Origin of the sequence: Exiguobacterium sp. s152, from assembly GCF_018618335.1 — a bacterium.
In the GTDB taxonomy this organism is placed as follows: Bacteria; Bacillota; Bacilli; order Exiguobacteriales; family Exiguobacteriaceae; genus Exiguobacterium; species Exiguobacterium chiriqhucha.
Window position 1 is genome coordinate 608,835 of the sequence record NZ_JACSLX010000001.1, and the last position, 22,002, is coordinate 630,836.

General features: G+C 53.4%; 25 protein-coding genes. 1 reads left to right on the forward strand and 24 read right to left on the reverse strand.

The features are described 5' to 3' along the window. Window positions 1-41: 41 nt before the first annotated feature. From KNP72_RS03135 to gatC, 22 genes are all read right to left on the reverse strand, one after another. Window positions 42-443, reverse strand: a complete 402-nt coding sequence (locus KNP72_RS03135; RefSeq protein WP_214832086.1) for a hypothetical protein — start codon at window positions 441-443, stop codon at window positions 42-44. A gap of 110 nt (window positions 444-553) precedes the next feature. Next, on the reverse strand, window positions 554-1,024 hold the full coding sequence (locus tag KNP72_RS03140; RefSeq protein ID WP_251128825.1) for a flavodoxin family protein: 471 nt from the start codon (window positions 1,022-1,024) through the stop codon (window positions 554-556). 83 nt (window positions 1,025-1,107) lie between these two features. Next, a complete protein-coding gene (locus tag KNP72_RS03145) occupies window positions 1,108-1,515 on the reverse strand; it encodes a hypothetical protein (protein ID WP_251128826.1) in 408 nt (135 codons plus the stop codon). Window positions 1,516-1,532: 17 nt separating this feature from the next. Beyond that, window positions 1,533-2,183: an SIMPL domain-containing protein gene (locus KNP72_RS03150; protein WP_214832089.1), complete on the reverse strand. Its 651-nt coding sequence runs from the start codon at window positions 2,181-2,183 to the stop codon at window positions 1,533-1,535. A 19-nt stretch (window positions 2,184-2,202) separates the two neighbouring features. Then, window positions 2,203-2,577, reverse strand: a complete 375-nt coding sequence (locus KNP72_RS03155) for a hypothetical protein (RefSeq protein WP_214832090.1) — start codon at window positions 2,575-2,577, stop codon at window positions 2,203-2,205. Between the two features lie 81 nt (window positions 2,578-2,658). After that, complete coding sequence (locus KNP72_RS03160; protein WP_214832091.1) at window positions 2,659-2,832, reverse strand: hypothetical protein; 174 nt, start codon at window positions 2,830-2,832, stop codon at window positions 2,659-2,661. 33 nt (window positions 2,833-2,865) lie between these two features. After that, a complete protein-coding gene (locus KNP72_RS03165; protein WP_214832093.1) occupies window positions 2,866-3,600 on the reverse strand; it encodes a hypothetical protein in 735 nt (244 codons plus the stop codon). Then, on the reverse strand, window positions 3,597-4,142 hold the full coding sequence (locus KNP72_RS03170; RefSeq protein WP_214832094.1) for an RNA polymerase sigma factor: 546 nt from the start codon (window positions 4,140-4,142) through the stop codon (window positions 3,597-3,599). Before KNP72_RS03170 ends, KNP72_RS03165 begins: the two co-directional genes overlap by 4 nt. Before the next feature lie 57 nt (window positions 4,143-4,199). Further along, complete coding sequence (locus KNP72_RS03175) at window positions 4,200-4,703, reverse strand: hypothetical protein (RefSeq protein WP_214832095.1); 504 nt, start codon at window positions 4,701-4,703, stop codon at window positions 4,200-4,202. A gap of 74 nt (window positions 4,704-4,777) precedes the next feature. Further along, entirely contained in the window at window positions 4,778-7,348 is a 2,571-nt protein-coding gene (locus tag KNP72_RS03180; RefSeq protein WP_214832096.1) for an ABC transporter permease, read from the reverse strand. Continuing rightward, window positions 7,345-8,028 (reverse strand): ABC transporter ATP-binding protein, encoded by a 684-nt coding sequence (locus KNP72_RS03185; protein WP_214760367.1) that lies wholly within the window; start codon window positions 8,026-8,028, stop codon window positions 7,345-7,347. Before KNP72_RS03185 ends, KNP72_RS03180 begins: the two co-directional genes overlap by 4 nt. Window positions 8,029-8,113: 85 nt before the next feature. Beyond that, entirely contained in the window at window positions 8,114-9,118 is a 1,005-nt protein-coding gene (locus KNP72_RS03190) for a sensor histidine kinase (protein ID WP_214832097.1), read from the reverse strand. Window position 9,119: 1 nt separating this feature from the next. After that, complete coding sequence (locus KNP72_RS03195) at window positions 9,120-9,800, reverse strand: response regulator transcription factor (RefSeq protein WP_214832098.1); 681 nt, start codon at window positions 9,798-9,800, stop codon at window positions 9,120-9,122. Window positions 9,801-9,895: 95 nt separating this feature from the next. Further along, window positions 9,896-10,387 carry a hypothetical protein gene (locus KNP72_RS03200; RefSeq protein ID WP_214832099.1) on the reverse strand — a complete coding sequence of 164 codons (492 nt, stop codon included), beginning with the start codon at window positions 10,385-10,387 and terminating at the stop codon, window positions 9,896-9,898. Between the two features lie 34 nt (window positions 10,388-10,421). Beyond that, the gene (locus KNP72_RS03205) at window positions 10,422-10,592 is read right to left on the reverse strand and encodes a hypothetical protein (RefSeq protein ID WP_214832101.1); all 171 of its coding nucleotides are present in this window, start codon (window positions 10,590-10,592) and stop codon (window positions 10,422-10,424) included. A 104-nt stretch (window positions 10,593-10,696) separates the two neighbouring features. After that, complete coding sequence (locus KNP72_RS03210; protein ID WP_214832102.1) at window positions 10,697-11,704, reverse strand: tRNA dihydrouridine synthase; 1,008 nt, start codon at window positions 11,702-11,704, stop codon at window positions 10,697-10,699. Between the two features lie 24 nt (window positions 11,705-11,728). After that, window positions 11,729-12,274, reverse strand: coding sequence for a hypothetical protein (locus tag KNP72_RS03215; RefSeq protein ID WP_214832103.1), 546 nt, complete (start codon window positions 12,272-12,274; stop codon window positions 11,729-11,731). 13 nt (window positions 12,275-12,287) lie between these two features. Then, window positions 12,288-13,649 (reverse strand): 23S rRNA (uracil(1939)-C(5))-methyltransferase RlmD, encoded by a 1,362-nt coding sequence (gene rlmD / locus KNP72_RS03220; protein WP_214832104.1) that lies wholly within the window; start codon window positions 13,647-13,649, stop codon window positions 12,288-12,290. A gap of 96 nt (window positions 13,650-13,745) precedes the next feature. Next, window positions 13,746-14,747, reverse strand: a complete 1,002-nt coding sequence (locus tag KNP72_RS03225) for a diacylglycerol kinase (protein ID WP_021066490.1) — start codon at window positions 14,745-14,747, stop codon at window positions 13,746-13,748. Between the two features lie 61 nt (window positions 14,748-14,808). Further along, window positions 14,809-16,239, reverse strand: a complete 1,431-nt coding sequence (gene gatB, locus KNP72_RS03230) for an Asp-tRNA(Asn)/Glu-tRNA(Gln) amidotransferase subunit GatB (protein ID WP_214718001.1) — start codon at window positions 16,237-16,239, stop codon at window positions 14,809-14,811. Window positions 16,240-16,251: 12 nt separating this feature from the next. Beyond that, window positions 16,252-17,694 carry an Asp-tRNA(Asn)/Glu-tRNA(Gln) amidotransferase subunit GatA gene (gene gatA / locus KNP72_RS03235; RefSeq protein ID WP_029594953.1) on the reverse strand — a complete coding sequence of 481 codons (1,443 nt, stop codon included), beginning with the start codon at window positions 17,692-17,694 and terminating at the stop codon, window positions 16,252-16,254. 11 nt (window positions 17,695-17,705) lie between these two features. Next, window positions 17,706-17,996 carry an Asp-tRNA(Asn)/Glu-tRNA(Gln) amidotransferase subunit GatC gene (gatC, locus tag KNP72_RS03240; protein ID WP_021066487.1) on the reverse strand — a complete coding sequence of 97 codons (291 nt, stop codon included), beginning with the start codon at window positions 17,994-17,996 and terminating at the stop codon, window positions 17,706-17,708. Window positions 17,997-18,213: 217 nt separating this feature from the next. Between gatC and KNP72_RS03245 the strand changes: the two genes are divergently transcribed. Then, window positions 18,214-19,917 carry a methyl-accepting chemotaxis protein gene (locus tag KNP72_RS03245; RefSeq protein WP_214832105.1) on the forward strand — a complete coding sequence of 568 codons (1,704 nt, stop codon included), beginning with the start codon at window positions 18,214-18,216 and terminating at the stop codon, window positions 19,915-19,917. A gap of 39 nt (window positions 19,918-19,956) precedes the next feature. Here KNP72_RS03245 and KNP72_RS03250 read toward each other — a convergent pair whose 3' ends face one another. Both KNP72_RS03250 and bcp read right to left on the reverse strand, forming a co-directional pair. Continuing rightward, window positions 19,957-21,330, reverse strand: coding sequence for an alanine/glycine:cation symporter family protein (locus KNP72_RS03250; protein ID WP_214832106.1), 1,374 nt, complete (start codon window positions 21,328-21,330; stop codon window positions 19,957-19,959). Between the two features lie 230 nt (window positions 21,331-21,560). Then, a complete protein-coding gene (gene bcp, locus KNP72_RS03255) occupies window positions 21,561-21,998 on the reverse strand; it encodes a thioredoxin-dependent thiol peroxidase (RefSeq protein ID WP_214718011.1) in 438 nt (145 codons plus the stop codon). Between the last annotated feature and the right edge of the window lie 4 nt (window positions 21,999-22,002).

Consider the following 22,002-nt stretch of genomic DNA (forward strand, 5'->3'; position numbering starts at 1 on the left):
GCCAGACTAAAAACGCCCCCTTAAGGAGACGTTTTCAACGCTTAGTGGGCACCGGCCTTCGTGCCCCGGTTCTGACGGCGGAACTCGAACAAATAGACGAGCGGTGCGAGTAGGACCGCTCCGAACACCCAATACGCGCCCGGAGTCACGAACAGCGTCTCGAACGCCCGGAAAAACCAGGCGACGAGCGAGAAGCCGACGACAAGTTCGGCCGTCCAGATGACTCCACGACGCACGGCGAGCATGAGCGTGTTCGTTTTTTGGAAGAGGGCTGCGAGAAAGGCAATTAAAAAGGCCGGGAAACTACTGAACCAAAGCATCCGATTGAGCGTCGATTCGGCAAAATACGTGTTGCCGAGCGACACCGTGATGACATAATGCGCGACGAGCACCAATAAGACGACAATCCAACCCATGAGGACGTCACGTTCCCATTTTTTCATTGTTCTCCCTCCGTTCCACGCAACAGAGCTACCCTTATATTTACCCGTTTTGCGAATTCTTCGGACAATTCTGCGTCAAAAAAGACGCGTCCCGTGAGGAACACGCCAGATTATTTGTCCATCAAGTGACGAGCCCATTCGGTTGCCCGCTCGAGCTCTCCGTCTTTGAGTGGCCCTTCTTTATCGAGGACAATGAACGACTCTTTCAACACCGGTTCCGCTCCCTTGTCCAGCAGCAATCGTTCGATTCGGGTCGACGCGTGGCCGAACCATTTGACGATTTTTCCGACAAAAAAGCCTTGGTCCTCTTCAGCCATGCTCGTATCGAACGCCGCGGCCCGAATGCCCCGGAGCGCATGATCCGATAGGCCGTCTAAAAAGGTTTTCACGTCCTCGGTCTCGCGTCCGCCATGTGTCGGTGAACCGACGACGAACAAATCGAGATTGGCGAGGTCGCCGTATCCGACATGGCTGATTTGCATGATGTCAACTTGGTGCAAGTCGCTGAACCCGTCCTTGATGGCATACGCGACTTTTTCAGTGCACCCGTACATCGAATCAAAGATGATGAGGATTTTCATAGGGAATCCCTCCATTACACGAAAACACGATATGTCTACAGTTGACTGTTCCCTTAATGAACCGAACCTCATCATGGATTCATTTAATTTTCATGTCTTTTCTTCATACGTATAGCCACAAAGATGAAAACACCAACAGCGAGCGCCCCATATGCCACCTTATCTAAATGGTCACGCATGCTGAATGGGGCGTCATGCCGATATTCGGCCCGCTTCCACCCCGACTCGTCCTCGACCGCGAGCACATCCTCCATCGCTTCCCCGTTCACTTCTCGATAGGTCGTCCCAATCGGATACATGTTCGAGGCATCCCCATAATAGCTCCCGTCCATATCGTCGGCCATCGTCTTCACCTCACCGACGACCTCACCCAAATCGCCCTCCAATACGGCAACATCCATCACTTCATACACTCGTCCATCCAACACGACGAACGCATACGCCCATGACAAGGCTTGGGCCGACAAGGAGACGGATAGCAACAATAACATTAATCCTATGACACGCCTCATCGAATCGCCCAGACGAACGTCGCCGAGTCGCTCAAGTCGATTTCGTCCGGTTCGAGTTCCGGCATCGCCGCCTCTGAGAAGAGCACCTCGTCATGGAGCGTGAGACGCGTCGGTGAATAAAGATGCAGCTCGCCCCACGTATAATCGATTTGAAGCAAATCGCCGAGCGACGCCCCGGCTCCTTTTGCCAACAGTTCCGCCCGATGGCGCGCGTTCGTCGCCGCACTCGCGAGCAGTTCATCTTGAACTGTATCCGCATCCTTGATTGTGAACGAGATGGACAGCTTCGGTTCGGCTAGTGAGTTGCTGACGTGTTCGATGACCGCGGACAACTGTTTCGTCTCGAGCGGAAACTCGAGTTTCGTCTTCTGTTGACAGACATAACCACGGAATCGTGATTTATAGTTGCCTTCTTCATCCCGATAGCTCTCATAGTCCGTATCGATCGAGAAGTCGGTCGTCTTTAAATCCGTTTTCGCGAAACCGGCCTGCTCGATTGCTTTTTGCAGCCGCGTGACGGCGAGTACCGCCCCGTTCATCGTCTCCTCATAGCGGACGGCTCTTGACGACAAATCCATTCTCACGACAATCAAATCTGGCTTGGCCGATACTTTTCCCGTACCTTTGACGGTGATCGTGCGTTCCATACGATTTCCTCCTCATCGTTTAAGAAATGCCGAATAGTTTCGTGACGGCCTTCCACTTGCGCGGATAGGCGTTGCTGCCGCTATGCGTCCGAACGGTGCCATCCGGTTGTGTAATCATCAGACTCCACTGCGTCCCGTCAAGGATTATTAAGTCGCCTTCTACTTCAAACGTCGACGGCCACTTGTCTGTCCCTAACGCTAAAAAAGCGGTGTACATATCTTTCGTTTCTACTTCATCGTACGTGACGAACGTGTCCTTCGGCCTTTTATGGCTTTCCCTCCGCCAGTCAATGTATCGGACAGCCGTCCCGTCTGGAAAGAATGTCAAGGTAGACTCGTTCATAATCCCGAAGCCACCTACCTTGAATTGGATTTCGAACGATTTGTCCTGCATGCCATGCCCTCCTTTAGATGTCATCCACTGTGTGTCTTTCTTCGTTATCCTCATGGCGTGTTCCCCCCCTTTACGATGAAGTCACGTTTTTCCGGTCAGCGAGATCAACAGTCCGATGAGATAGCCGAATGCTGCACCTGTCGCAATCCCGTACACCAATTCAAATCCGAGTAGGAGCGAACTGATGATGCCAATCCCCGCTCCAAACACTAGTCCGAGTCCTACACCCGACGCTCGCCAATTCTGTTCTGTCATCGTAGTCTCCCTTCTCCTATATATCCCTTCCCGTTAACGGAACCGGTCCATCATAAACGCCTCTACGTCATCGAGTGTTTCAGCACCTCGTAGCGACGGATAGGCATCACGACTGAAGACGAGCCCTTCGTCCGTGTTCAAGAACATGTATCGCTCACCGTCCGGAAAGCCGTAATCACTCACATCCATAACTTGAAGCGTTGCCCCGTTTTGTGACCAGACGTGGGAAGTGTCATGCCGTCTCGGCATAAAAATCCCTTCCATGCCGAGGCGAAGTTCAGATATGACGTCCGCATCTGACTGAAGCACTTTCGAACCGACGCCTGCAACGGTGAGTACTTTCATCTCACTCCCGGGCTCAACCTCGCCCCGATAGACGTCTGTCACGCCAATCGTCACGATCGACTGATATTCCGCTTGTCCGTTGAAATCCAGCTCGATGTGGTCAATCTGTTTGACGACGCCCCGCACCACGACAGGCTCCCATTTCGAGAACAGTTCATCTTCACTCATCTCAATCAGGTTTGCCGACGACATCCCGACATCGATGTCCTTTTCATCGATATACGCGACCGACATATTGCTCGAGCTGTCCGACAGCGGAATCAACTCTTTGAAGCCGTCCCATGTCACGGCAAAGAGTGCAACAGCAGCGACAGCGATGAGACCTCCCATCCAACGCCAATGTCTTCGTTTCTTTCCCTCGACTTCCATCGATTCCTCGACGAAACGGTCATCGACGTCCCCCATCAAACGTGTGAGCCTCATAGCGCCACCCCTTCCGCTTCGAGTATTTGCTTCAAGTCGTTCCGTGTCCGAAGCAGCACCATTTTGACCTTGCTCTCGCTCACGTGGCGCATCTTCGCGATATCCTTGATCGACTGAAAGTGAAAGTAACGCCCCATGAAAATCTGCCGGGTCTCTTGCGACAACTGGTCCAAAAATTCGTTCAATAACTCGACGACTTCCGAATCGGTCGCAGCGGAGGCGGCGAGACAGTGCTCAAGCTCGCTCGCGATAAGCGGGACTTGCCCCGCTCCACGCTTCTTGGCGTTCGCTTTCTCATACTTGTGGAGCGCGACGTTCCGGACCAGCTTTGCCAAGTAGGCAGCGAGGCGCACTGGACGCGTCGGTGGAATCGCTTGCCACGCCTTCATGTACGTGTCATTGACGCACTCGTCCGCGTCCTCCCGGCTATGCAAAATGTTATAGGAAATCGTATGACAATAGCCGCCGTATTTTTGCGCCGTCGCCTCAATCGCCCGCTCGGAACGCCTCCAATACAAATCGATAATCGCTTGATCGTCCAATCGAATCCCCCTCTCGATGTACTTACATCTTTATAGACCGGAAATGAAATCCATCGGTCACAACTTCTGTAAAAGTTTTTTGGAGCGGCTCTTCACGGCCGGGCTTCCCGTCTCGCGTTGCGACTCGAGCAATGCTTTCAGCTCGTCCCGAAATCGTGGATGCACGGCGCTCAAATCAAACATCGCCTGCAGGGCGTTGACGATGACGCTCGACTCGGTGTCAATCCAACCGGTGAGTACGTGAACGATGCCGGACGCCTCTTCCTCTGTCCACGTCATCCGTGGCATGAGTTGGGCCAAGTGCCACCTCACTTGTTGTTGGGTGGCGATCTGTAGCTGCTCGAACAAGGACGCCTGATGTGCTTGCAGCAGCTCCGGATGACGGCGTGTCACTTTCTCCATCGCGTCCGCACTCCGCATCCGGACGATGGGACGGGCATCGGTCAAGCCGGTCATCAATTCACTGAATCGGCCCGGGTCGTTCCCAACAAATTCGACGACCTCATCGACGCGACCGACCGAGCGCAAATCCCCACCACTCAACAATTCTCGGATGTCCATTATTCCACCTCTTTCTTCATTCTTATTTTACAAAAAAAGGGACCCAGTAGACACTGAATCCCGATGCATTCCGATTAGTTATTCTCTTGCTTCAATCGGTCGATAATATTATCCGACTTCACTTTCGAGATGGCATATAGCATCGAAGAACCGACGATGAGGAAGATTACGACCGTGACGAAGAAGATGTCGCCCCACGGCAATGTGAACGGTGCCTCGAACGTGTTGATTTGCGCCCGATAAATGAGGTACATGATCAGCACACTGACCGGCACCCCATACGCCAATGCCTTGATTCCGTAGAAGATGCTCTCATAGTACACCATCTTGTTGAACCCTTTCGGTGTCATGCCGACCGATCGCAGCATCGCGAACTCGCGGCGCCGGAGCGAGACACTCGTCGAGATCGTGTTGAAGATGTTCGCCACCGAGATGAGCGAAATCAAGACGATGAACCCATAGACGAAAATCGATAACAGCAACAACACTTGCTCTTGTTGTTCACGTTGTTCCGACACGTTGAAGATATATTGGTCCATGTTCTGTTCCGCTTCAATGACTTGCTGCGTCGCCTCAGGATTACTCGTGTTCAAGGCGATCGATGGGCTCGACTGCTGCATCAACTGACCGATCGCATCCTCTTCGAACGTCCCTTCCCGGACGATCACATCGAGCCATCCGAGTGAACTCGTCATTACACCGGTCGGGGCGACGTCGGTCATGGCTCCGATTTTGATCGTTTTGAGCGGTGCCGCCTCGTCCGTCGCGTTCTCGTCCCGGAGTTCGAGCGTATCACCAATCTCTGTCTCAATCGTCTTCGAGTTGACAAACTTTTTCTTGTCCACGTCTTGATACGACACTTCGTCAATCAAGACGGCGCCGGGGACGTCTCCGTCTTCAAAGTTGCTGGCGGATGCCCCGATCTGCTTCAAGTACGCATCGAAGCTGTCGTCATCTAATTGATAGAGGGAGACGTAATACATGAACTTCCCATCGACGAAGGTGGATGCCAAATCTTCATTTTCGGTGACTGCGCTCGGTAATTGCGCTTCGTCGACCATCGTCTGGACGGTCGTGTTCTCGAAGTACGTCCCGCCCGTCACATTGTCCAACGTCTCATAGCGCTGTAAGTCATCCTTCGTGAGATTCGACCCGTTCACGAGGATATCGAACTCGTACGTGCCTTGCGACATCTCGAGCGACTGTTCGAGCCGGTCCGTGAAGTAACTGACGACTAAAAACAGCACAATACTGATGACGAGTGAGAACACGGTCGCCAAATACCGTTTCCGGTTCCGTTTCGTGTTTTTCAATCCAATCTCTGCTTCCAACCCGAAGATGCGGCGCACGAGTTTTGACGTCTTCACGTTCTTCGACGTCAGTCGCACGTCCTGTGTTTGCCGAATCGCGTCAATCGCCGAAATCTTCGAAGCGCGGCGCGCCGGCAGATAACACGAGATGAAAATCGTCACGCTCGAAATGAGTATCGTCAACAAGAGTGTGAGCGGTGTGACGACGACCTCAAACTTCTCCGTCACGTTGAGCGCCTTCTCCGCAAAGGCATTGATGAACAGGAACGTGACCCCGATTCCGGCCACCCCGGCAATGATACCGATTGGGATGCTGATTCCTCCGATAATCAATCCTTCAAAGAAGACCGAATTTCGTTTTTGCCGTTTCGTCGCCCCGACACTCGCGAGCATCCCGAGGTAGCGTGAGCGCTCAGATACGCTGATGGCAAAGGCATTATAGATGAGCGAAATCGAGCCGATGACGATGACCGCCATGATGATGCCACCGAACCCGTACAGCGTCTTGCGCAAGCCGTCATCATCGGTCACCCCATAATAGCGAAGCAACGACGCGTTATAGGCAATCCCTTCAATTTTCTGTTCGCGCATCAGTTGTTTCGTATCTTCATAAATCGAACCGTTCACGTCGTTCAAGGCGACGAACGTATCGACGGTCGCACCATTCAATGCTCTGTCGTCAATGTATCCGACGACCGTGTAACCCGGCGACCACGTGGGCTCCCAGGCTGGGCGCGTCATCGTGCCGACGACGGTCAACGTCACTGTCTCCTCGATGTTCAACTGTTCAAGCATCGTCTCCCCGTCACGCATCAAGCCATCGCTTTGCGTCAACACGCGACCTGACGATTCGTCCATGCGCTCGCCGATCTCGAGCGTCAACTCGTCACCGATGTTGTACGTGACTTGTGCGTTTTGACGGATAGCTTCAGAAATGACGACTTCGCCTTCTTTGTTCGGCAAGCGTCCCTCCGTCAAGTCGACGGGAAAATTCTTCAACCCCGAAGTATTATAGTTGCGGACGTATAAGTACGGTTTATAGGCATTCTGTGATTCTTTTAATTCCGCATAGCCGTCACTCGACAGGATGACGTCCTTCGTGGCCGCGTCATTCCGGATTGCCTCGATCTGGTCTTCGTTCGTGTTGACATATTTGACGTGCCACTCCCCGTTCTCCGCGATGTCTTGGCGAATCATCAAGTCCAGGAACGACGAACCGAGTGTCGTCACAGCCGTAATCATCGCCACCGAGATGATGACCCCGATGATGGTGACGAGCGAGCGCCGCTTGTTCTCGCGCAAGTGCCGAAGCGTCATTTTATTGATGATGTTCATGCGCGGACGACCTCGTTCTTCGCAATCTTCCCATCCTCAATCGAGATGATGCGGTCGGCCTGTAAGGCGATCCGTTCGTCGTGGGTGATGATGATGAGCGTCTGATTGAACTTCTTGTTGAACAGTTTGAGAAGGCTCATGATTTCTTCACTGTTTTGACTGTCCAAGTTCCCTGTCGGCTCGTCGGCCAGGATGATGGCCGGGTTGCTGATGAGTGCCCGGCCGATAGAGACGCGTTGTTGCTGCCCACCAGACAGTTGGTTCGGCAAATGCGTCAGCCGGTTCGACAATCCAAGAATGCCGATGATGCGCTCCAAATGAGCGGCGTCAACTTTTTGCTCGTCCAATAACATCGGTAACGTGATGTTCTCCTCGACCGTCAAAATCGGAATCAAGTTATAAAATTGATAAATCAAACCGATTTGACGACGGCGGAAGATGGCGAGCTGTGTCTCATCCAACTTGTAAATATCGGTGTTGTCGATCAACACCTGTCCACTTGTCGGGACGTCGACACCGCCGAGCAAATGCAACAACGTCGACTTCCCCGAGCCCGACGGTCCGACGATGCAGACGAACTCGCCTTTTTTGACGGTGAACGACACGTCATCGAGCGCCCGCACTTCCATCTCGTCTTTCCCGTATACTTTTGATAAGTGTTGTACTTCTAATATGTTCATGGTTGCACCCTCCAGTACTTGATCTACTTTGAGTGTACCGAGCGAGTGTGACACGTCCGTGACTCAAAAGTGACTGTTTCGTCACTTAGACGATGGATTTGTAGAATCGAACTTGAAACGCGGTCCCGGCTCCACGTTCACTGCGGACGGTCAATTCCCCTTGCTGGCTCGTGATGATGCTGTGGGCCATGGCGAGCCCGATGCCGACGCTGTCGTCGCTCGCATTCATGCCTTTATAAAAACGCTGGAAGATGTACGGGACGTCTTGTTTGGCGATTCCGCTCCCCGTGTCGCGGATGATGATTTCCGTATACAGTGTGTTCTCACTAAAGTCGATGAACAACTCGCCTTGTTCCGGTGTATGTTCTACGCAGTTCTTCAAGATGTTGATGAGCGCCTCGGTCGTCCACTTCATATCGCCTTCGAACGCGACGTCACGCTCACCCGTAATCTGGAGCCGTTGCATTTTAATATCGATCGGCACAAGCATCGGTTCTGTCACGGCTTGAATGAGCGCGGGGACAGATACCGGTTCCTGCTTGAAATGAATCGTCCCGGCATCGATTTTAGACAGCTTGAGCAGTGACGAGACGAGCCATTCCATCCGCTCGAGCTGCACCTGTACGTTATGCGTGAACTCTTGCCGCTTGTCATCTGACAGCCTCGGGTCACTGAGCAAGTCCGCCATGACGGTCATCGAGGTGAGCGGCGTCTTCAATTGATGAGAAATGTCGGAGATGGCATCCGTCAACTTCTGCTTGTCCTCTTCAAGATGCGTCCCTTGCTCGGACAGCATCTTCGTCACTTTATAAATTTGACTCTTCAACAGACTGAGCTCGCCTTCACGGTTGTCGCGGACATCGAGTTTATAATTGCCGTTGCTGATCTCTTGCAGGTAACTCGACAGCTGATTGATTTCCCGATAGCGCCACGTCGTGAACCGATATGTCACGATCAAGAACGCGACCGACAAAAGGAGGACGAGAATGACGGCCCCCATCGATAGGAACAAAGATGCGACGATAGAAGCCACCCCAATCAACAGCAGCAGACTGACTAAATAGATACGGATTTCTCGATTGCGCAACATGTCAGCGTTCCACCTTATAGCCAATCCCGCGAACCGTCTTAATCAACGTCGGCCGTTGCGGGTCATCTTCGAGTTTCTCGCGTAATCGTTTGATGTAGACGGTTAACGTATTGTCGTTCACGAAGTCCCCGCCCATGTCCCAAATTTGGTCGAGTAGTTGCGCTCGGGACAACACTTGTCCTGTATGTCTGCCGAAGATGAGCAATAGGCGATATTCAAGCGCCGTCAACAGGATCTCGCTTCCATCTTTTTTGACTTTGGCGTCTTGGGTATTGATTTCAACCGCCCCGATTGTCAAAATGGGCGAGCTGACCTGTTTATGGTAGCGGCGCAACACCGAGTGAATCCGCGAGATGAGTTCACGGACCCGGAACGGTTTCGTGATGTAGTCGTCCGCTCCCATATCGAGTCCCATGACGACGTTCACTTCATCATCGAACGCTGTCAAAAAGATGACAGGTATGTCCTGTTTTTGTTTCACGAGCCGGCATAAGTCATAGCCGCTCCCATCTGGCAGCGACAAGTCGAATAGACACAGGTCGATCGTATGTAACTGCTGTTCGATCAAACGTGTGGCGTCGGCCACGTTGTGGCACAACGTCGTCGTGAATTGTTCTTGCTCGAGTGAATATTGGAGACCGGAAGCGATCGTCCGGTCGTCTTCGACGATTAGAATATGCATGGTATTCCCTCCTGACTCTTCTTCTCATAATATAGCAGTCTTTTTCAAGTGTGGAGACAAAACAAAAACCGAACGAGACGACTCGTTCGGTCAGATTATGCTTTTGTCACCCGAAGGCACTCCGGTCGTTCGAACCCGACTTCCCCTAAAAATCGCAGCGCATCCATCGTCAACTCGTCGCACGTGATCGTATTGACGCTCGGTTCCGTCTGTTCATCGACCCACACTTTCCAAATTTCGACTTCATCCGCTGTCTTCAAGTGGTCGGTTATATACGCGACGAGCTGTTCGGCTCTCGCATCCGTATAACGCCAACGCAATTCCACGACGTGTGGTTTTGACGAATACGCCTCGACATTTTCTTGTTCATAATACAGGTCGCACTTGATTTCAATCTCATCAAGGTGTTCTTCTGCTTCGACGTTCATCAAAATTTTTTCGTCACGGTCGAGGTCCTCATCGTCTGTGAGCATCTCGGGCAAGATGACACCTTTTTTGATGGCTTCGTTGATCGATAAGAACTTGATGTACGGATTTTCGACTTCTTTTAATGGGTGGTCGCTCGTTATAAATTGAAATTCACTCATGTAAGAACCTCCTCCTGTTTTGATCAATGGGGCGTCATCGTTTCATCGCACGGATGGAGATGAAGAGCCCAATCCAATAGCCGATAATCGAACCGATGACGATGCCATACATGGACGGAAAATCGAATAATAATGAGACGATCAGCCCGCCAGCCGTTCCAAACACAAGGCCAAGACCGACTGCTGATTCGCGCCACTCGTTCATGTTCATCCCTCCCATCCCTTCTTACGAACCAAGTGGATCAAAAGTTTCGATTCACTATCGCCACATAAGAAAGGGACCCAGCATCTGCTGAATCCCATCATTCCTTATTCGACTGTCGACGCCGCCTCGGCAAGCGTCGCTTCTTCTTTATGATAATTCTCAACGAACGCGTCAAGATGGGCCCGCACTTCGTCTGTCGATTTCGTGTCCATGAGCTTCACACGGAGGTCACTCGCCCCGCGGAACCCTTTCACGTAAATCTTGAAGAAGCGGTGCAAGTTCGAAATCGAACGCGGCACCTCTTCTTGGAACTTGTCTTGCAAATCGAGTTGGAGACGAAGCAAGTCGAGGTACTCTTCCATCGAATGCTCACGCGGCTCTTTCTCGAACGCGAACGGGTTCTTGAAAATCCCACGGCCAATCATGACGCCGTCGACGCCATATTTCTCGACGAGTTCTAATCCCATTTGACGGTCAAGGATGTCGCCGTTGATCGTGATGAGCGTATCCGGTGCAATCTCATCACGCAGTTTGACGATATCCGGAATCATCTCCCAGTGCGCATCGACTTTACTCATCTCGTTGCGTGTCCGCAAGTGAATCGACAAGTTGGCGATGTCTTGCTTCAAGAGATGCGTCAACCAGTCGCGCCACTCGTCGAGCTTCGCGAAACCGAGACGCGTCTTGACGCTGACCGGGATGCCGCCCGCTTTCGCCGCTTGAATGAGTTCGGCTGCGACGTCAGGACGGAGGATGAGTCCGCTCCCTTTCCCACGCTTGGCCACGTTCGGGACCGGGCAACCCATATTGATGTCGAGGCCTTTATAGCCCATCTCGGCCATGCCGATGCTCATCTCACGGAAGTAATCCGGGTTGTCACCCCAAATGTGGGCGACCATCGGCTGTTCGTCCTCGGTGAACGTCAAACGTCCACGCAGGCTGCCTTTCCCTTCCGGATGACAGTAGCTGTCCGAGTTGGCGAACTCGGTGAAGAACACGTCCGGGCGTCCGGCATGGGCGACGACGTGGCGGAAGACGACATCGGTCACGTCTTCCATCGGGGCAAGTATAAAGAATGGACGCGGCAGGTCGCGCCAGAAGTTTTCTTTCATAACACTTTATTCCTTTCTTTAAAACTAATCTATTTCGACAAAATTAATATTTTCTAAGAATTCTGTATGTCGCGTGTGACATGATACGTAAGCGCCGTTTGTTAGTTCATCTTTATCAAACCATAAACATAAATCAACAAATTGATGATCAGCTTTGACTCTACCAACTGGTCTAATGGCTACGAATTCACCATCTGTATCAATACCTTTTCCAGTAAGAGCAATTATTAAATCATTAAAATTAACATCCGTACTCTGATTCACGAACACTAATACATTTGGTATAAGATGGTGTTCATTGACACTCCTAAACTGCTGTACGGATGTTCGAAACTTTTTTTGCAAAGTATTAAATGATGAATCAGGAACACAGATAACTTCCCCTGACTTTGCATCGTTTAAGAAGTCACTTTCGTCAATAGTTTTTTCTTCAGCATAAAATAGGAGTTTACCATCTTTATTGTAAACTTCAAAGTCCGGTGTTTTTACTTCTTCCTCACTAATTTTTCTAGCGTCTAATCCTAAATGACTAAAGTATTCTGAAACTAAATTCTCACCTTTGTCTGCCATATAAGTGTCCCCCTTAACTACTTTTCTCCAACCACGCCACCGTCTCCACATGCGCCGTATGCGGGAACATGTCAACCGGTGTGACTTCGACGAGTCGGTAGCCGCGATCAGCGAGATAACGCATATCGCGTGCCTGCGTCGCGACGTTACACGATACGTAAACAATCCGCTTCGGTGCCATCTCGACCATCGTCTCAAGGAACGACTCGGCACAGCCTTTACGCGGCGGGTCGACGACGATGACGTCAGGATTGATGCCATCCTGCTTCCACTGCGGCAACACATCTTCTGCCGCGCCGCACGCGTACGTCACGTTGTCGATTTCATTGACGAGCGCGTTCTGTTTCGCGTCCTCAATCGCTTCCGGCACGACTTCGACGCCATACACGTGCGCCGCTTTCCGGGCGAGAAACAGACTGATCGTCCCGATGCCGCAATAGGCGTCGACGACTTGTTCGGTCCCGGTGAGTTGCGCGTATTCGAGCGCCTTGCCGTATAACTTCTCCGTCTGGACCGGGTTGACTTGGAAGAACGAGTGCGGGGAAATCGTGAACGTGAGTCCACCTATTTTGTCCTCAATCGTCTCATGGCCATACAACAATTTGTTTGTCGAACCCAAGATGACGTTCGTCTTGTCCGGGTTGATGTTTTGCATGATCGACGTCACGTCCGGCAGACGTTTCAAGATGTCGGCGACAATCTCGTTCACGCCTTTTATTTTCGTCGTCTTCGTGATCAGGACGATCATCAATTCACCCGAATGGTAGCCGTAACGGGCCATGACGTGGCGGATGACGCCGCGCCCGGTCTTCTCATCGTACGCCGGCACACCGTGCGCCGCGAGCACGTCACGGACGACTTGGACGGCCTCATCGTTGCGTTCGTCTTGGATGAGACATTCCTTCATCTCGACGATATCGTGCGAACGTGGACGATAGAAACCGGCGACGAGGCGACCGGCCTCGTCTTTGAACGGCACTTGTGCCTTGTTGCGGTAACGCCATGGTTCCGGCATGCCGATTGTCTCGTGGACAGGCACATCGAATTGGCCAAGTCGCTTCAACGCATCGACGACACGGTCCCGTTTTTGACGGAGCTGGCCGTCGTAACTGAAGTGTTGGAGCTGACAGCCCCCGCACTGATAGAAAATCGGGCACGGTGGCTCGACGCGGTCCGCACTCGCTTCTTTCACATCGAGCAAGCGGGCGAACCCGTACTGTTTATTCGTCTTCGTCACGACGATTTCCACGGTCTCTCCCGGAAGTGCGTTCGGGACGAACAACGTATAACCGTCGACGCGTGCCACGCCCGCGCCTTCATGCGTGAGGTCGTGGATGTGGACGTCGAGACGGTCATTTTTTTGGACTGGTAACATGAGTCTCTCCTTTCCCGATTCAAAAAATAGTGTGTATTGGTTCATACCCGTTCCAAGCGAACGAAAAGCTCGGCGTGTGCGCCACGCCGAGCCGAATCATTCTGCTTTCTCGTTTGACACGTTGAACAGCTGTTTGATCATCTGTTCGCGTTCATACTGGGCGTTCAAGTCTTCCATCTCACGGATGCGCGCGTTCGGTGCGAGCACCGTCAAGTGACGGAACAAGTTTCGCATCTCGCCCGTGCATTCGCCGCCGTATTCGCCGTCGATATTGAGACTCATCCGTTCCGTCGTCGTCTTCATCTTGACGCGTCCCGTCTTGACGTGCTCGACGAGCGGACTCGACAAGTGCTCGCCACGGAGCAACAAACGGACGACGTGGATGAACTCGAACAAGTTACACTTGCGCAAGATGAACAAGTCGAACAGTCCGTCGTTCAGTGAGGCGTGTGGTGAAATCTTCTCGAAGCCACCGACCGAGTTCGAGTTCGACGTGAGGAAAATCATGACCTCGCCACTGAACGTGCCCTCGTCGTGCTCGAGCTCGATATACGTCGGCTTGATGAGTGGAAGTTTCTCCATCCCTTTGACGTAATAGGCGAGCTGACCGAGCGCCGTCTTCAGTTTCGACGGCACCTCGTACGACAGCTCCGTCATGATGCCGCCACCGGCGATATTGATGAAGTAGTGGATATCCCCTGTCTCCCCTTCAATCTCACCGAGGTCGACCGGCATCTCGAATCCGTCACAGATGACGTCGAGGGCACCGACGACGTTGAGCGGAATCCGCATCGCTCGGGCAAAGTCGTTCGTCGTTCCGACTGGGATGAGCCCGATCGTCGGACGCGTGTCGAGCGGGGCGAGTCCCGAGATAACCTCGTTCAGCGTCCCGTCCCCACCAGCCGCGATAATCAAGTCGAACTCGGCCTCCGCGGCTCGAACGGCTTCGAGCGTCGCGTCGCCGATTGCTTTCGTCGCGTACGTCGACGTCTCATAACCCGCATCTTCGAGGCGGTTCAAAATGTACGGGAGTTCCCGTTTGATCACTTCTTTTCCAGATGTCGGGTTATAGATGACCCGTGCGCGTTTTCGTTGCATAATGTTCTCTCCCCATGCTCAAGTCGAGCGAAAAGCGAGACACAAGTGCCTCGCCGCTTGTTTAGCGTTTGGCAATCTCTTCGTGGAACAAGCCATCGAGGAGTGCCGGGTTCGCCATCCCTTTCGTCTGCTTCATGATCTGCCCGATGATAAAGCCTTTGGCACGGTCTTTCCCGTTCTTAAAGTCTTCAATCATCTGCGGATGCGCTTCGAACAAGTCGAGGATGTAGCCGCGGAGCAAGTTCTCGTCCGAGATTTGGGCGAGACCGTTCGCTTCGACGTACGCCTTCGGCTCGGCGCCTTCTTCGATCATGGCTGTGAACACGCGTTTGGCAATCTTCGAAGAAATTGTACCTTCTCCAATCAAACGAATCAACTCCGCGAGCGAGCTCGGCGTCAATTTCATCGTCTCGATCGTATCGTCCGATTTGTTCAAGTGACCGAGCACTTCGCCCATGAGCCAGTTCGCGGCCGCTTTCGGTTCGGCACCGGCTGCCGTCGTCGCTTCGAAGAAGTCCGAGAACTCCCGCGTCGACGTGAGCGCCTTGGCGTCATACGCCGACAGGCCATAGTTATTCATATAACGTTCGCGACGTGCGACCGGAAGTTCCGGAAGCGTGGCGCGGATGCGTTCTTTCCATTCCTCATCGATTTCGAGACGGACGAGGTCCGGCTCTGGGAAGTAGCGGTAATCGGCCGCTCCTTCTTTGACACGCATAAGAATCGTCTTCTTCGCCGCCTCGTCAAAACGGAGCGTCTCTTGACGCATGATGCCGCCCGTGATGAGCAATTTGCGGTGACGGTCTTCCTCATACTCGAGCGCCTTCAAGACGTTCGAGAACGAGTTCAAGTTTTTGAGCTCCGTCTTCGTTCCGAACGGCTCTTGACCGAACGGACGGACCGAGATGTTACAGTCGCAACGAAGCGACCCTTCTTCCATCTTGACGTCCGAGACGCCCGCGAACGAGAGCACTTCTTTCAAGCGCTCGAGGTACGCGACAGCATCTTTCGGTGAACGCATGTCAGCCTCACTGACGATCTCGATGAGGGGTGACCCAGTCCGGTTGAAGTCGACGACCGAGTGTTTCTCGCCCGTGTGGTTCATCTTCCCGGCATCTTCCTCGAGATGGACGCGTTCGATGCGGAACCGCTTCATCTCACCGTCGACTTCGACGTCGACGTGACCGTTGAAGCCGATTGGCTGGTCGAACTGCGAGATTTGATACGCTTTCGGCGTATCCGGATAGAAATAGTTCTTGCGGTCGAATTTCGTGTCGGTCGCGATTTCGCAGTTGAGTGCCATCGCGGCCTTGATGGCGAGATTGACCGCCTCTTCGTTCAATTTAGGCAAGACGCCCGGGTGTCCGAGACAAATCGGACACGTCTGTGTATTCGTTTCGGCACCGTATGTGCGCGAGCAGCCACACCAAATCTTCGACTTCGTGCTCAGCTCGGCGTGCACCTCGATCCCGATGATCGTTTCAAAGTTCATCGTACGTCCTCCTTAGAGCTGTGGCATCTTGAAACCGCCGTTTGCTTGTTCAAAAGCATGGGCCACGCGGTAGAGTGTTGGTTCACTGAAATGGTTCCCGATGATCTGTAAACCGACCGGGAGGCCTTCTGACAAGCCAGCCGGTACCGAGATGGCCGGGATACCCGCCAAGTTGACCGGAATCGTCATAATATCGTTGGCATACATCGTGAGCGGATCTTCGAGCTGGTCACCGAGTTTGAACGCGACCGTCGGCGCAGTCGGTCCGATAATCGCATCGTAGTCGGCGAACACGTTCGCGAAGTCTTGCTTCATGAGCGTGCGGACCTGTTGCGATTTCTTATAGAACGCATCGTAATAACCCGAGCTGAGTGCGTACGTCCCGAGCATGATGCGGCGTTTCACTTCTTCCCCGAAACCTTGTTCGCGCGAATACGTGAACACTTCTTCGAGCGCATCAGCCTCGGCACGGCGCCCGTAACGGATGCCGTCAAACCGGGCGAGGTTCGAAGACGCTTCTGATGACGCGAGCAAGTAGTATGTCGGGAGCGCATATTTCACCGTCGGAAGCGAGACCTCCTCGACCGTCGCACCTAGCGACTTGAGCGTCTCGACCGCTTCTTCAATCTGTTTGCGGACACCGTCTGACACGCCTTCGGCCATGAACTCTTTTGGAAGCGCGAGCTTCATGCCTTTGATGTCGCCGTGAAGAGATTTCGTGTAATCCGGAAGGTCGACCGTTGCTGACGTCGAGTCCATGTCGCAATGACCGGCAATCGCGTTCAACAAGTAGGCGTTATCTTCGACCGTACGTGTGAGCGGACCGATTTGGTCGAGCGACGAGGCGAATGCGACGAGCCCGTAACGTGAGACGAGACCGTACGTCGGTTTCATCCCGACGACGCCACAATAGGCCGCCGGTTGACGAATCGAGCCACCTGTATCCGAGCCGAGGCTAAACAGGACTTGGCCGGCCGCGACCGTTGCCGCTGAACCGCCTGACGAACCGCCTGGTACGCGCGTCGGGTCCCACGGGTTACGGACGACTTTGAACGCCGAGTTCTCGTTCGATGAACCCATCGCGAACTCGTCCATGTTCAACTTCCCGATTGTGACGGCACCGGCGTCATGGAGACGCTCGACGACCGTCGCGTCATGGGCCGGGACGAAGTTCTCGAGGAACTTCGAGGCACACGTCGTGCGTGTCCCTTTCGTGACGATGTTGTCTTTGACGCCGATCGGCAAACCGAAGAGCGGGTTGTCCGAGGTCTTAGCGAGCTCGTCCATCCGTTTCGCCTGTTCGAACGCGTCTTCGTTGAGCGTCAAGAAGGCACCGATTTTCTCGTCGGTCGCCTCGATGCGGTCAAATGATTCTTTGACGAGGTCGGATACCGTGACTTCGCCTTCTTTTATAAGCGTATGCAGCTTGGCTACACCGTGATCAAATAAACTCATGAAGGGCCTCCTTATTCAAAGACCGCTGGGACACGGACTTGGCCGTTCTCCCAATCAGGTGCCATCCGTTCGACTTCCTCGCGTGGAAGTGAAGGACGAACCTCGTCTTTGCGTAGTACGTTTTTCAAATCTAGGGCATGGGTCGTCGGAATGACGCCCGTCGTATCGAGTTCATCGAGTTGCTCGGCGAACTCGAGGATTTTTGTCAATTGCTCCGTGAAGTGCGTCACTTCATCTTCTGTGATCGCAAGTCGGGCGAGTCCGGCAACGTGCCGAACTTCAGCTTCTGTGATTCGAGCCAAAGGTTCCACCTCCAACAGTTTTCAATACATCGTCCATTATCATACCACTTTTTTATAAGACAAAAAAGAAAATCCCATCTCTCCAAGGAGGAACGATTTTTTGAAAAGTTAGGGAATCCGCCCACACTATTGACTCGTTTCCCAAAACCCCTATTCGGTCCGCCCTCCAATCTCATTATGCTTAGGAGGAAGCATCATTTTTTCGAGGGGGATTCCTATGTCAATTCGTAACAAACTGATCGTCGCCTTCACCGTCTTGCTCGTGTTGCTGCTCGGGGTGAGCGGCTACTCGTTTTATGCGTTGAACGCGTCCAAGGCCGCCCAGCAAGATATGAACGTCTCGTGGGTTCCAGGGATGGATCAAATCCATCTCGTCGATAAACAGCTGCTCGAGATTCGTCAACAGATGATGCGCCACGCCTTGGTTGAGGACGAGGTGACGAAGCAAAATGTCGAAACGAACCTCGACACGGGCATCACGATTCTCGAGCAACAGATGAGCGGTTATGAGTCGACGATCATCACGAAAGCCGATCAGGAGCTGTTCGATCAAGCGACAGATCAATGGACGACATTTAAAACGAATATCGAGGAGCTCATCCGCATCTCGAACGCGGACGGTCAAGCCGCGGCCGACACCTATATCCGGGATACGGCGACACCGGCCGCCGACGCCCTCTCGAACACGCTCGGTCTGCTCGTCAACTTGAACCGCGATGAGATTCGGTCTGACACGGAAGCTGGTCAGGCATTGTTCGAGCAAGTCCAGCTCACGCTCATCATCATCATGGCCGCGGCAATCGTCTTCACGGTGCTCATGATGCTGTTCATCTTCCGCTCGATTTTCGAGCCGCTCAAAGAGTTCAAAGTGAAGATGCGGGAGCTGGCCACGAGCCAAGGCGACTTGACGACGGCTATCCCGGTGAAGCGCCGTGACGAGTTCTCGGGACTCGCCCGCGACTTCAACCAGTTCCTCGCCAATCTCCGGCAATTGATTTTACAAGTGAACGGTGTGTCTCACGGGGTGACCGAACAGTCGGCACGCATGTATGACGAACTGCGTGAGCTCGACACATACATGACGACGACGGCCGCCACGACCGAAGATTTGACGGCCGGGATGCAACAGACAGCCGCGAGCGCCCAAGAGATGAACGCGTCGGCTTCTGACATGGAACGGACGCTCCACAACATCGTGACGATGGCTGCCGAGCGCAAAGCCGAGGCCGAGCAAGTCGATGCCCGCGCCGTCGCCCTGCGCGACCATGCCGTCGAGGCGAAAGCATCAGCACTCCACGTCCTCTCGTCGACACGTGTCAATTTGGAGAAGGCAATGCAAGACGCCAAAGCCGTCCGGGAAATCGCGACGCTCACGAACGACATTTTAGACATCGCCGCCCAGACGAACCTTTTGTCGTTGAACGCTTCGATCGAAGCCGCTCGGGCCGGTGAGGCGGGACGCGGGTTCGCCGTCGTCGCCGATGAGATTCGGAAACTGGCCGAGACGAGCCGGACGACCGTCGAACGGATTCAAGCCATCTCGACGACCGTGCTCCACTCCGTCGACCATTTGAACGACACGTCGAGCGAGATGCTCCATTTCCTCGATACGAACGTGTTGAAGGATTACGACCAGCTCGAAGAGGCGGCCGAGCATTATAGCGAAGACGCCGGCCGGTTCGAAGCGACCGCCTCAGAGTTCGCCGTCGCCGCCGTCGAACTCGAGCAATTGACGTCGAATATGATCGGGGTCATCCAAGATGTGGCCGTCACGGTTAACAACGGCGCGCTCGGCACACAGGAGATCGCCGAGAAAGTGACGATGTCGGTCGACCGCTTCAGCGAGTTGAACCGCGCCACCGAGGCATCCCAACAGAAGATGGATGAGTTGAACGCGTTGATCGGTCAATTCAAAGTATGACAAAAGGAAGCGTCCTCGCATGAGGATGCTTCCTTTTGGTTAAGCGGCTTGCCGCAGTTCTTTTTGCCGTTCGAGCTCGAAACGCTTCGTCTCGGCGACGACGACACCCGACAAGAACAAGAGACCAATCAAGTTCGGAATCGCCATCAGTCCGTTGAAAACGTCCGAGATGGCCCAAATCAGATTCAAGTTCGTCGTCATCGCGCCGAGTCCGGCGACGAGGATATAGACGACACGATACGGGACGATCGACCGTTCACCGAGCAAGTAATAGACCGAGCGCTCCCCGTAGTAACACCAACCGATGACCGTCGAGAAGGCGAAGAAAACAAGTGACACCGTGACAATGATTTCCCCGATTGGACCGAGGAAGTATGCGAATGACGCTTGCGTCAACTCGATGCCTTGCAGCCCGCTCGTATACTGACCGCTCATGACGATCGTCAAGCCTGTGATCGAACAGACGATGAGCGTATCAATCAATACTTGCGTCATCGAGACGAGCGCTTGCCGTCCCGGGAAATCGGTCTTCGCGGCAGCGGCTGCGATTGGTGCCGAGCCGAGGCCGGCCTCGTTCGAGAATACGCCGCGTGCGACCCCATAACGGATGGCGGCACCGAGCGCCCCGCCGACGATGGCTTCCGCGCTGAACGTGCTCGAGAAGATGGTCGCGAATGCCGACGGAATCAACTCGAAGTTCATGACGAGAATGACGAGACCCCCGCCGACATATCCGATAATCATGACCGGCACGAATACGCCGACGACTTTGCCGATCGATTTGACGCCACCGAGGATGACGAATCCTGTCAGCACCATGAGCACGATGCCCGTTACGAGCATCGGAATCCCGAATGACGTGTTGAGCGCCATACTGATCGAGTTCGTCTGGACGCCGTTGCCGATACCGAACGCGGCGATCGCCGCGAACAAGGCAAACGTCATACCGAGCCACTTCTTCTTTAAGCCGTGCTCCAAGTAATACATCGGTCCACCGGCAATCTCGCCCCGCTCATCGACGACACGATATTTGACGGCGAGAATCGCCTCGGCGTACTTCGTCGCCATCCCGATGAAACCAGAAAGCCACATCCAGACGATGGCGCCCGGTCCCCCCAGGACGACCGCCGTCGCGACACCGACCATGTTCCCGGTCCCGACCGTGGCCGCGAGCGCTGTCATGAGCGCCTGGAAGTGCGAGATGTCCCCGCGTTGCGTTTTCTGTTTTTCCGCTTCCGCTCCCGTTTTCGGTTTCGGGAGAAATGCTTCTTTCAACCCGAACCCGAGCCGCGTCACTTGGATGAAGCCGAGCCGGAACGTCAAATAGACGCCCGTCCCAATCAGTAAAATGAGGAGATGTGGTCCCCAGACGAGGTTGGATAGACTCGTCACCCATGATTCAAATTGCTGCATACGCTTATGCCCCCTATGTATATCTCATGTTCACCGTTCCTTCATATTTTTCAGAACATTCTCAACTTCGTCAAGTTGCCAAATGAGCCAAACATCTGATATCAGCGTAATACTTTCGTAATATACCTCTCTAACCTATTGAAACACCTCGATTCCGATTTTAGTAGTTGAAATAAATTTGTAATGCGAGACGCACAAAAAAACGGCCCCCATAGGGAAGCCGTCCTGCCTCATTTTGTGAGCGCCGCGACGACCTCGTCGACGTGCCCGTTCACTTTCACACTACGCCATTCCTGTTCGATATAGCCGTCCTCGTTGATGAGGAACGTCGAACGGACGATGCCGTAGTACTCTTTCCCGTAATTCTTTTTCAATTGCCAGACGCCGTATAGTTCCGACACCTCATGCGTATCATCAACGAGCAAATCGAACGGGAGCTCGTGTTTGGCGATAAAGTTTTGGTGCTTCTTCTGGCTGTCAGCCGAGATACCGATGACGACGGCCCCGTTCAGTCGCGGTGTCGCGTCGCGGAAGTCACACGCCTCGGTCGTACAACCCGGCGTCGCGTCCTTCGGATAGAAATAAAGAACGACTTTCTGTCCACGATAGTCCTCGAGCGAGACCATGTCCCCGTTTTGGTTCGGTAATGTGAATGTCGGTGCTAACATATGA

Bases quoted from the DNA above. Each gene is read 5' to 3' on its own strand.
- KNP72_RS03180 (WP_214832096.1), bottom strand. From the start codon at position 7,348: ATGAACATCATCAATAAAATGACGCTTCGGCACTTGCGCGAGAACAAG.
- KNP72_RS03210 (WP_214832102.1), bottom strand. From the start codon at position 11,704: ATGAAAGAAAACTTCTGGCGCGACCTGCCGCGTCCATTCTTTATACTT.
- KNP72_RS03145 (WP_251128826.1), bottom strand. From the start codon at position 1,515: ATGTTATTGTTGCTATCCGTCTCCTTGTCGGCCCAAGCCTTGTCATGG.
- gatB (WP_214718001.1), bottom strand. From the start codon at position 16,239: ATGAACTTTGAAACGATCATCGGGATCGAGGTGCACGCCGAGCTGAGC.
- KNP72_RS03190 (WP_214832097.1), bottom strand. From the start codon at position 9,118: ATGTTGCGCAATCGAGAAATCCGTATCTATTTAGTCAGTCTGCTGCTG.
- KNP72_RS03185 (WP_214760367.1), bottom strand. From the start codon at position 8,028: ATGAACATATTAGAAGTACAACACTTATCAAAAGTATACGGGAAAGAC.
- KNP72_RS03250 (WP_214832106.1), bottom strand. From the start codon at position 21,330: ATGCAGCAATTTGAATCATGGGTGACGAGTCTATCCAACCTCGTCTGG.
- KNP72_RS03135 (WP_214832086.1), bottom strand. From the start codon at position 443: ATGAAAAAATGGGAACGTGACGTCCTCATGGGTTGGATTGTCGTCTTA.
- KNP72_RS03150 (WP_214832089.1), bottom strand. From the start codon at position 2,183: ATGGAACGCACGATCACCGTCAAAGGTACGGGAAAAGTATCGGCCAAG.
- KNP72_RS03205 (WP_214832101.1), bottom strand. From the start codon at position 10,592: ATGAACGAGTGGCGCGAATCAGCAGTCGGTCTTGGCCTTGTGTTTGGA.
- KNP72_RS03175 (WP_214832095.1), bottom strand. From the start codon at position 4,703: ATGGACATCCGAGAATTGTTGAGTGGTGGGGATTTGCGCTCGGTCGGT.
- KNP72_RS03160 (WP_214832091.1), bottom strand. From the start codon at position 2,832: ATGACAGAACAGAATTGGCGAGCGTCGGGTGTAGGACTCGGACTAGTG.
- KNP72_RS03195 (WP_214832098.1), bottom strand. From the start codon at position 9,800: ATGCATATTCTAATCGTCGAAGACGACCGGACGATCGCTTCCGGTCTC.
- bcp (WP_214718011.1), bottom strand. From the start codon at position 21,998: ATGTTAGCACCGACATTCACATTACCGAACCAAAACGGGGACATGGTC.
- KNP72_RS03245 (WP_214832105.1), top strand. From the start codon at position 18,214: ATGTCAATTCGTAACAAACTGATCGTCGCCTTCACCGTCTTGCTCGTG.
- KNP72_RS03215 (WP_214832103.1), bottom strand. From the start codon at position 12,274: ATGGCAGACAAAGGTGAGAATTTAGTTTCAGAATACTTTAGTCATTTA.
- KNP72_RS03165 (WP_214832093.1), bottom strand. From the start codon at position 3,600: ATGAGGCTCACACGTTTGATGGGGGACGTCGATGACCGTTTCGTCGAG.
- gatA (WP_029594953.1), bottom strand. From the start codon at position 17,694: ATGAGTTTATTTGATCACGGTGTAGCCAAGCTGCATACGCTTATAAAA.
- KNP72_RS03155 (WP_214832090.1), bottom strand. From the start codon at position 2,577: ATGCAGGACAAATCGTTCGAAATCCAATTCAAGGTAGGTGGCTTCGGG.
- KNP72_RS03225 (WP_021066490.1), bottom strand. From the start codon at position 14,747: ATGCAACGAAAACGCGCACGGGTCATCTATAACCCGACATCTGGAAAA.
- KNP72_RS03200 (WP_214832099.1), bottom strand. From the start codon at position 10,387: ATGAGTGAATTTCAATTTATAACGAGCGACCACCCATTAAAAGAAGTC.
- rlmD (WP_214832104.1), bottom strand. From the start codon at position 13,649: ATGTTACCAGTCCAAAAAAATGACCGTCTCGACGTCCACATCCACGAC.
- KNP72_RS03140 (WP_251128825.1), bottom strand. From the start codon at position 1,024: ATGAAAATCCTCATCATCTTTGATTCGATGTACGGGTGCACTGAAAAA.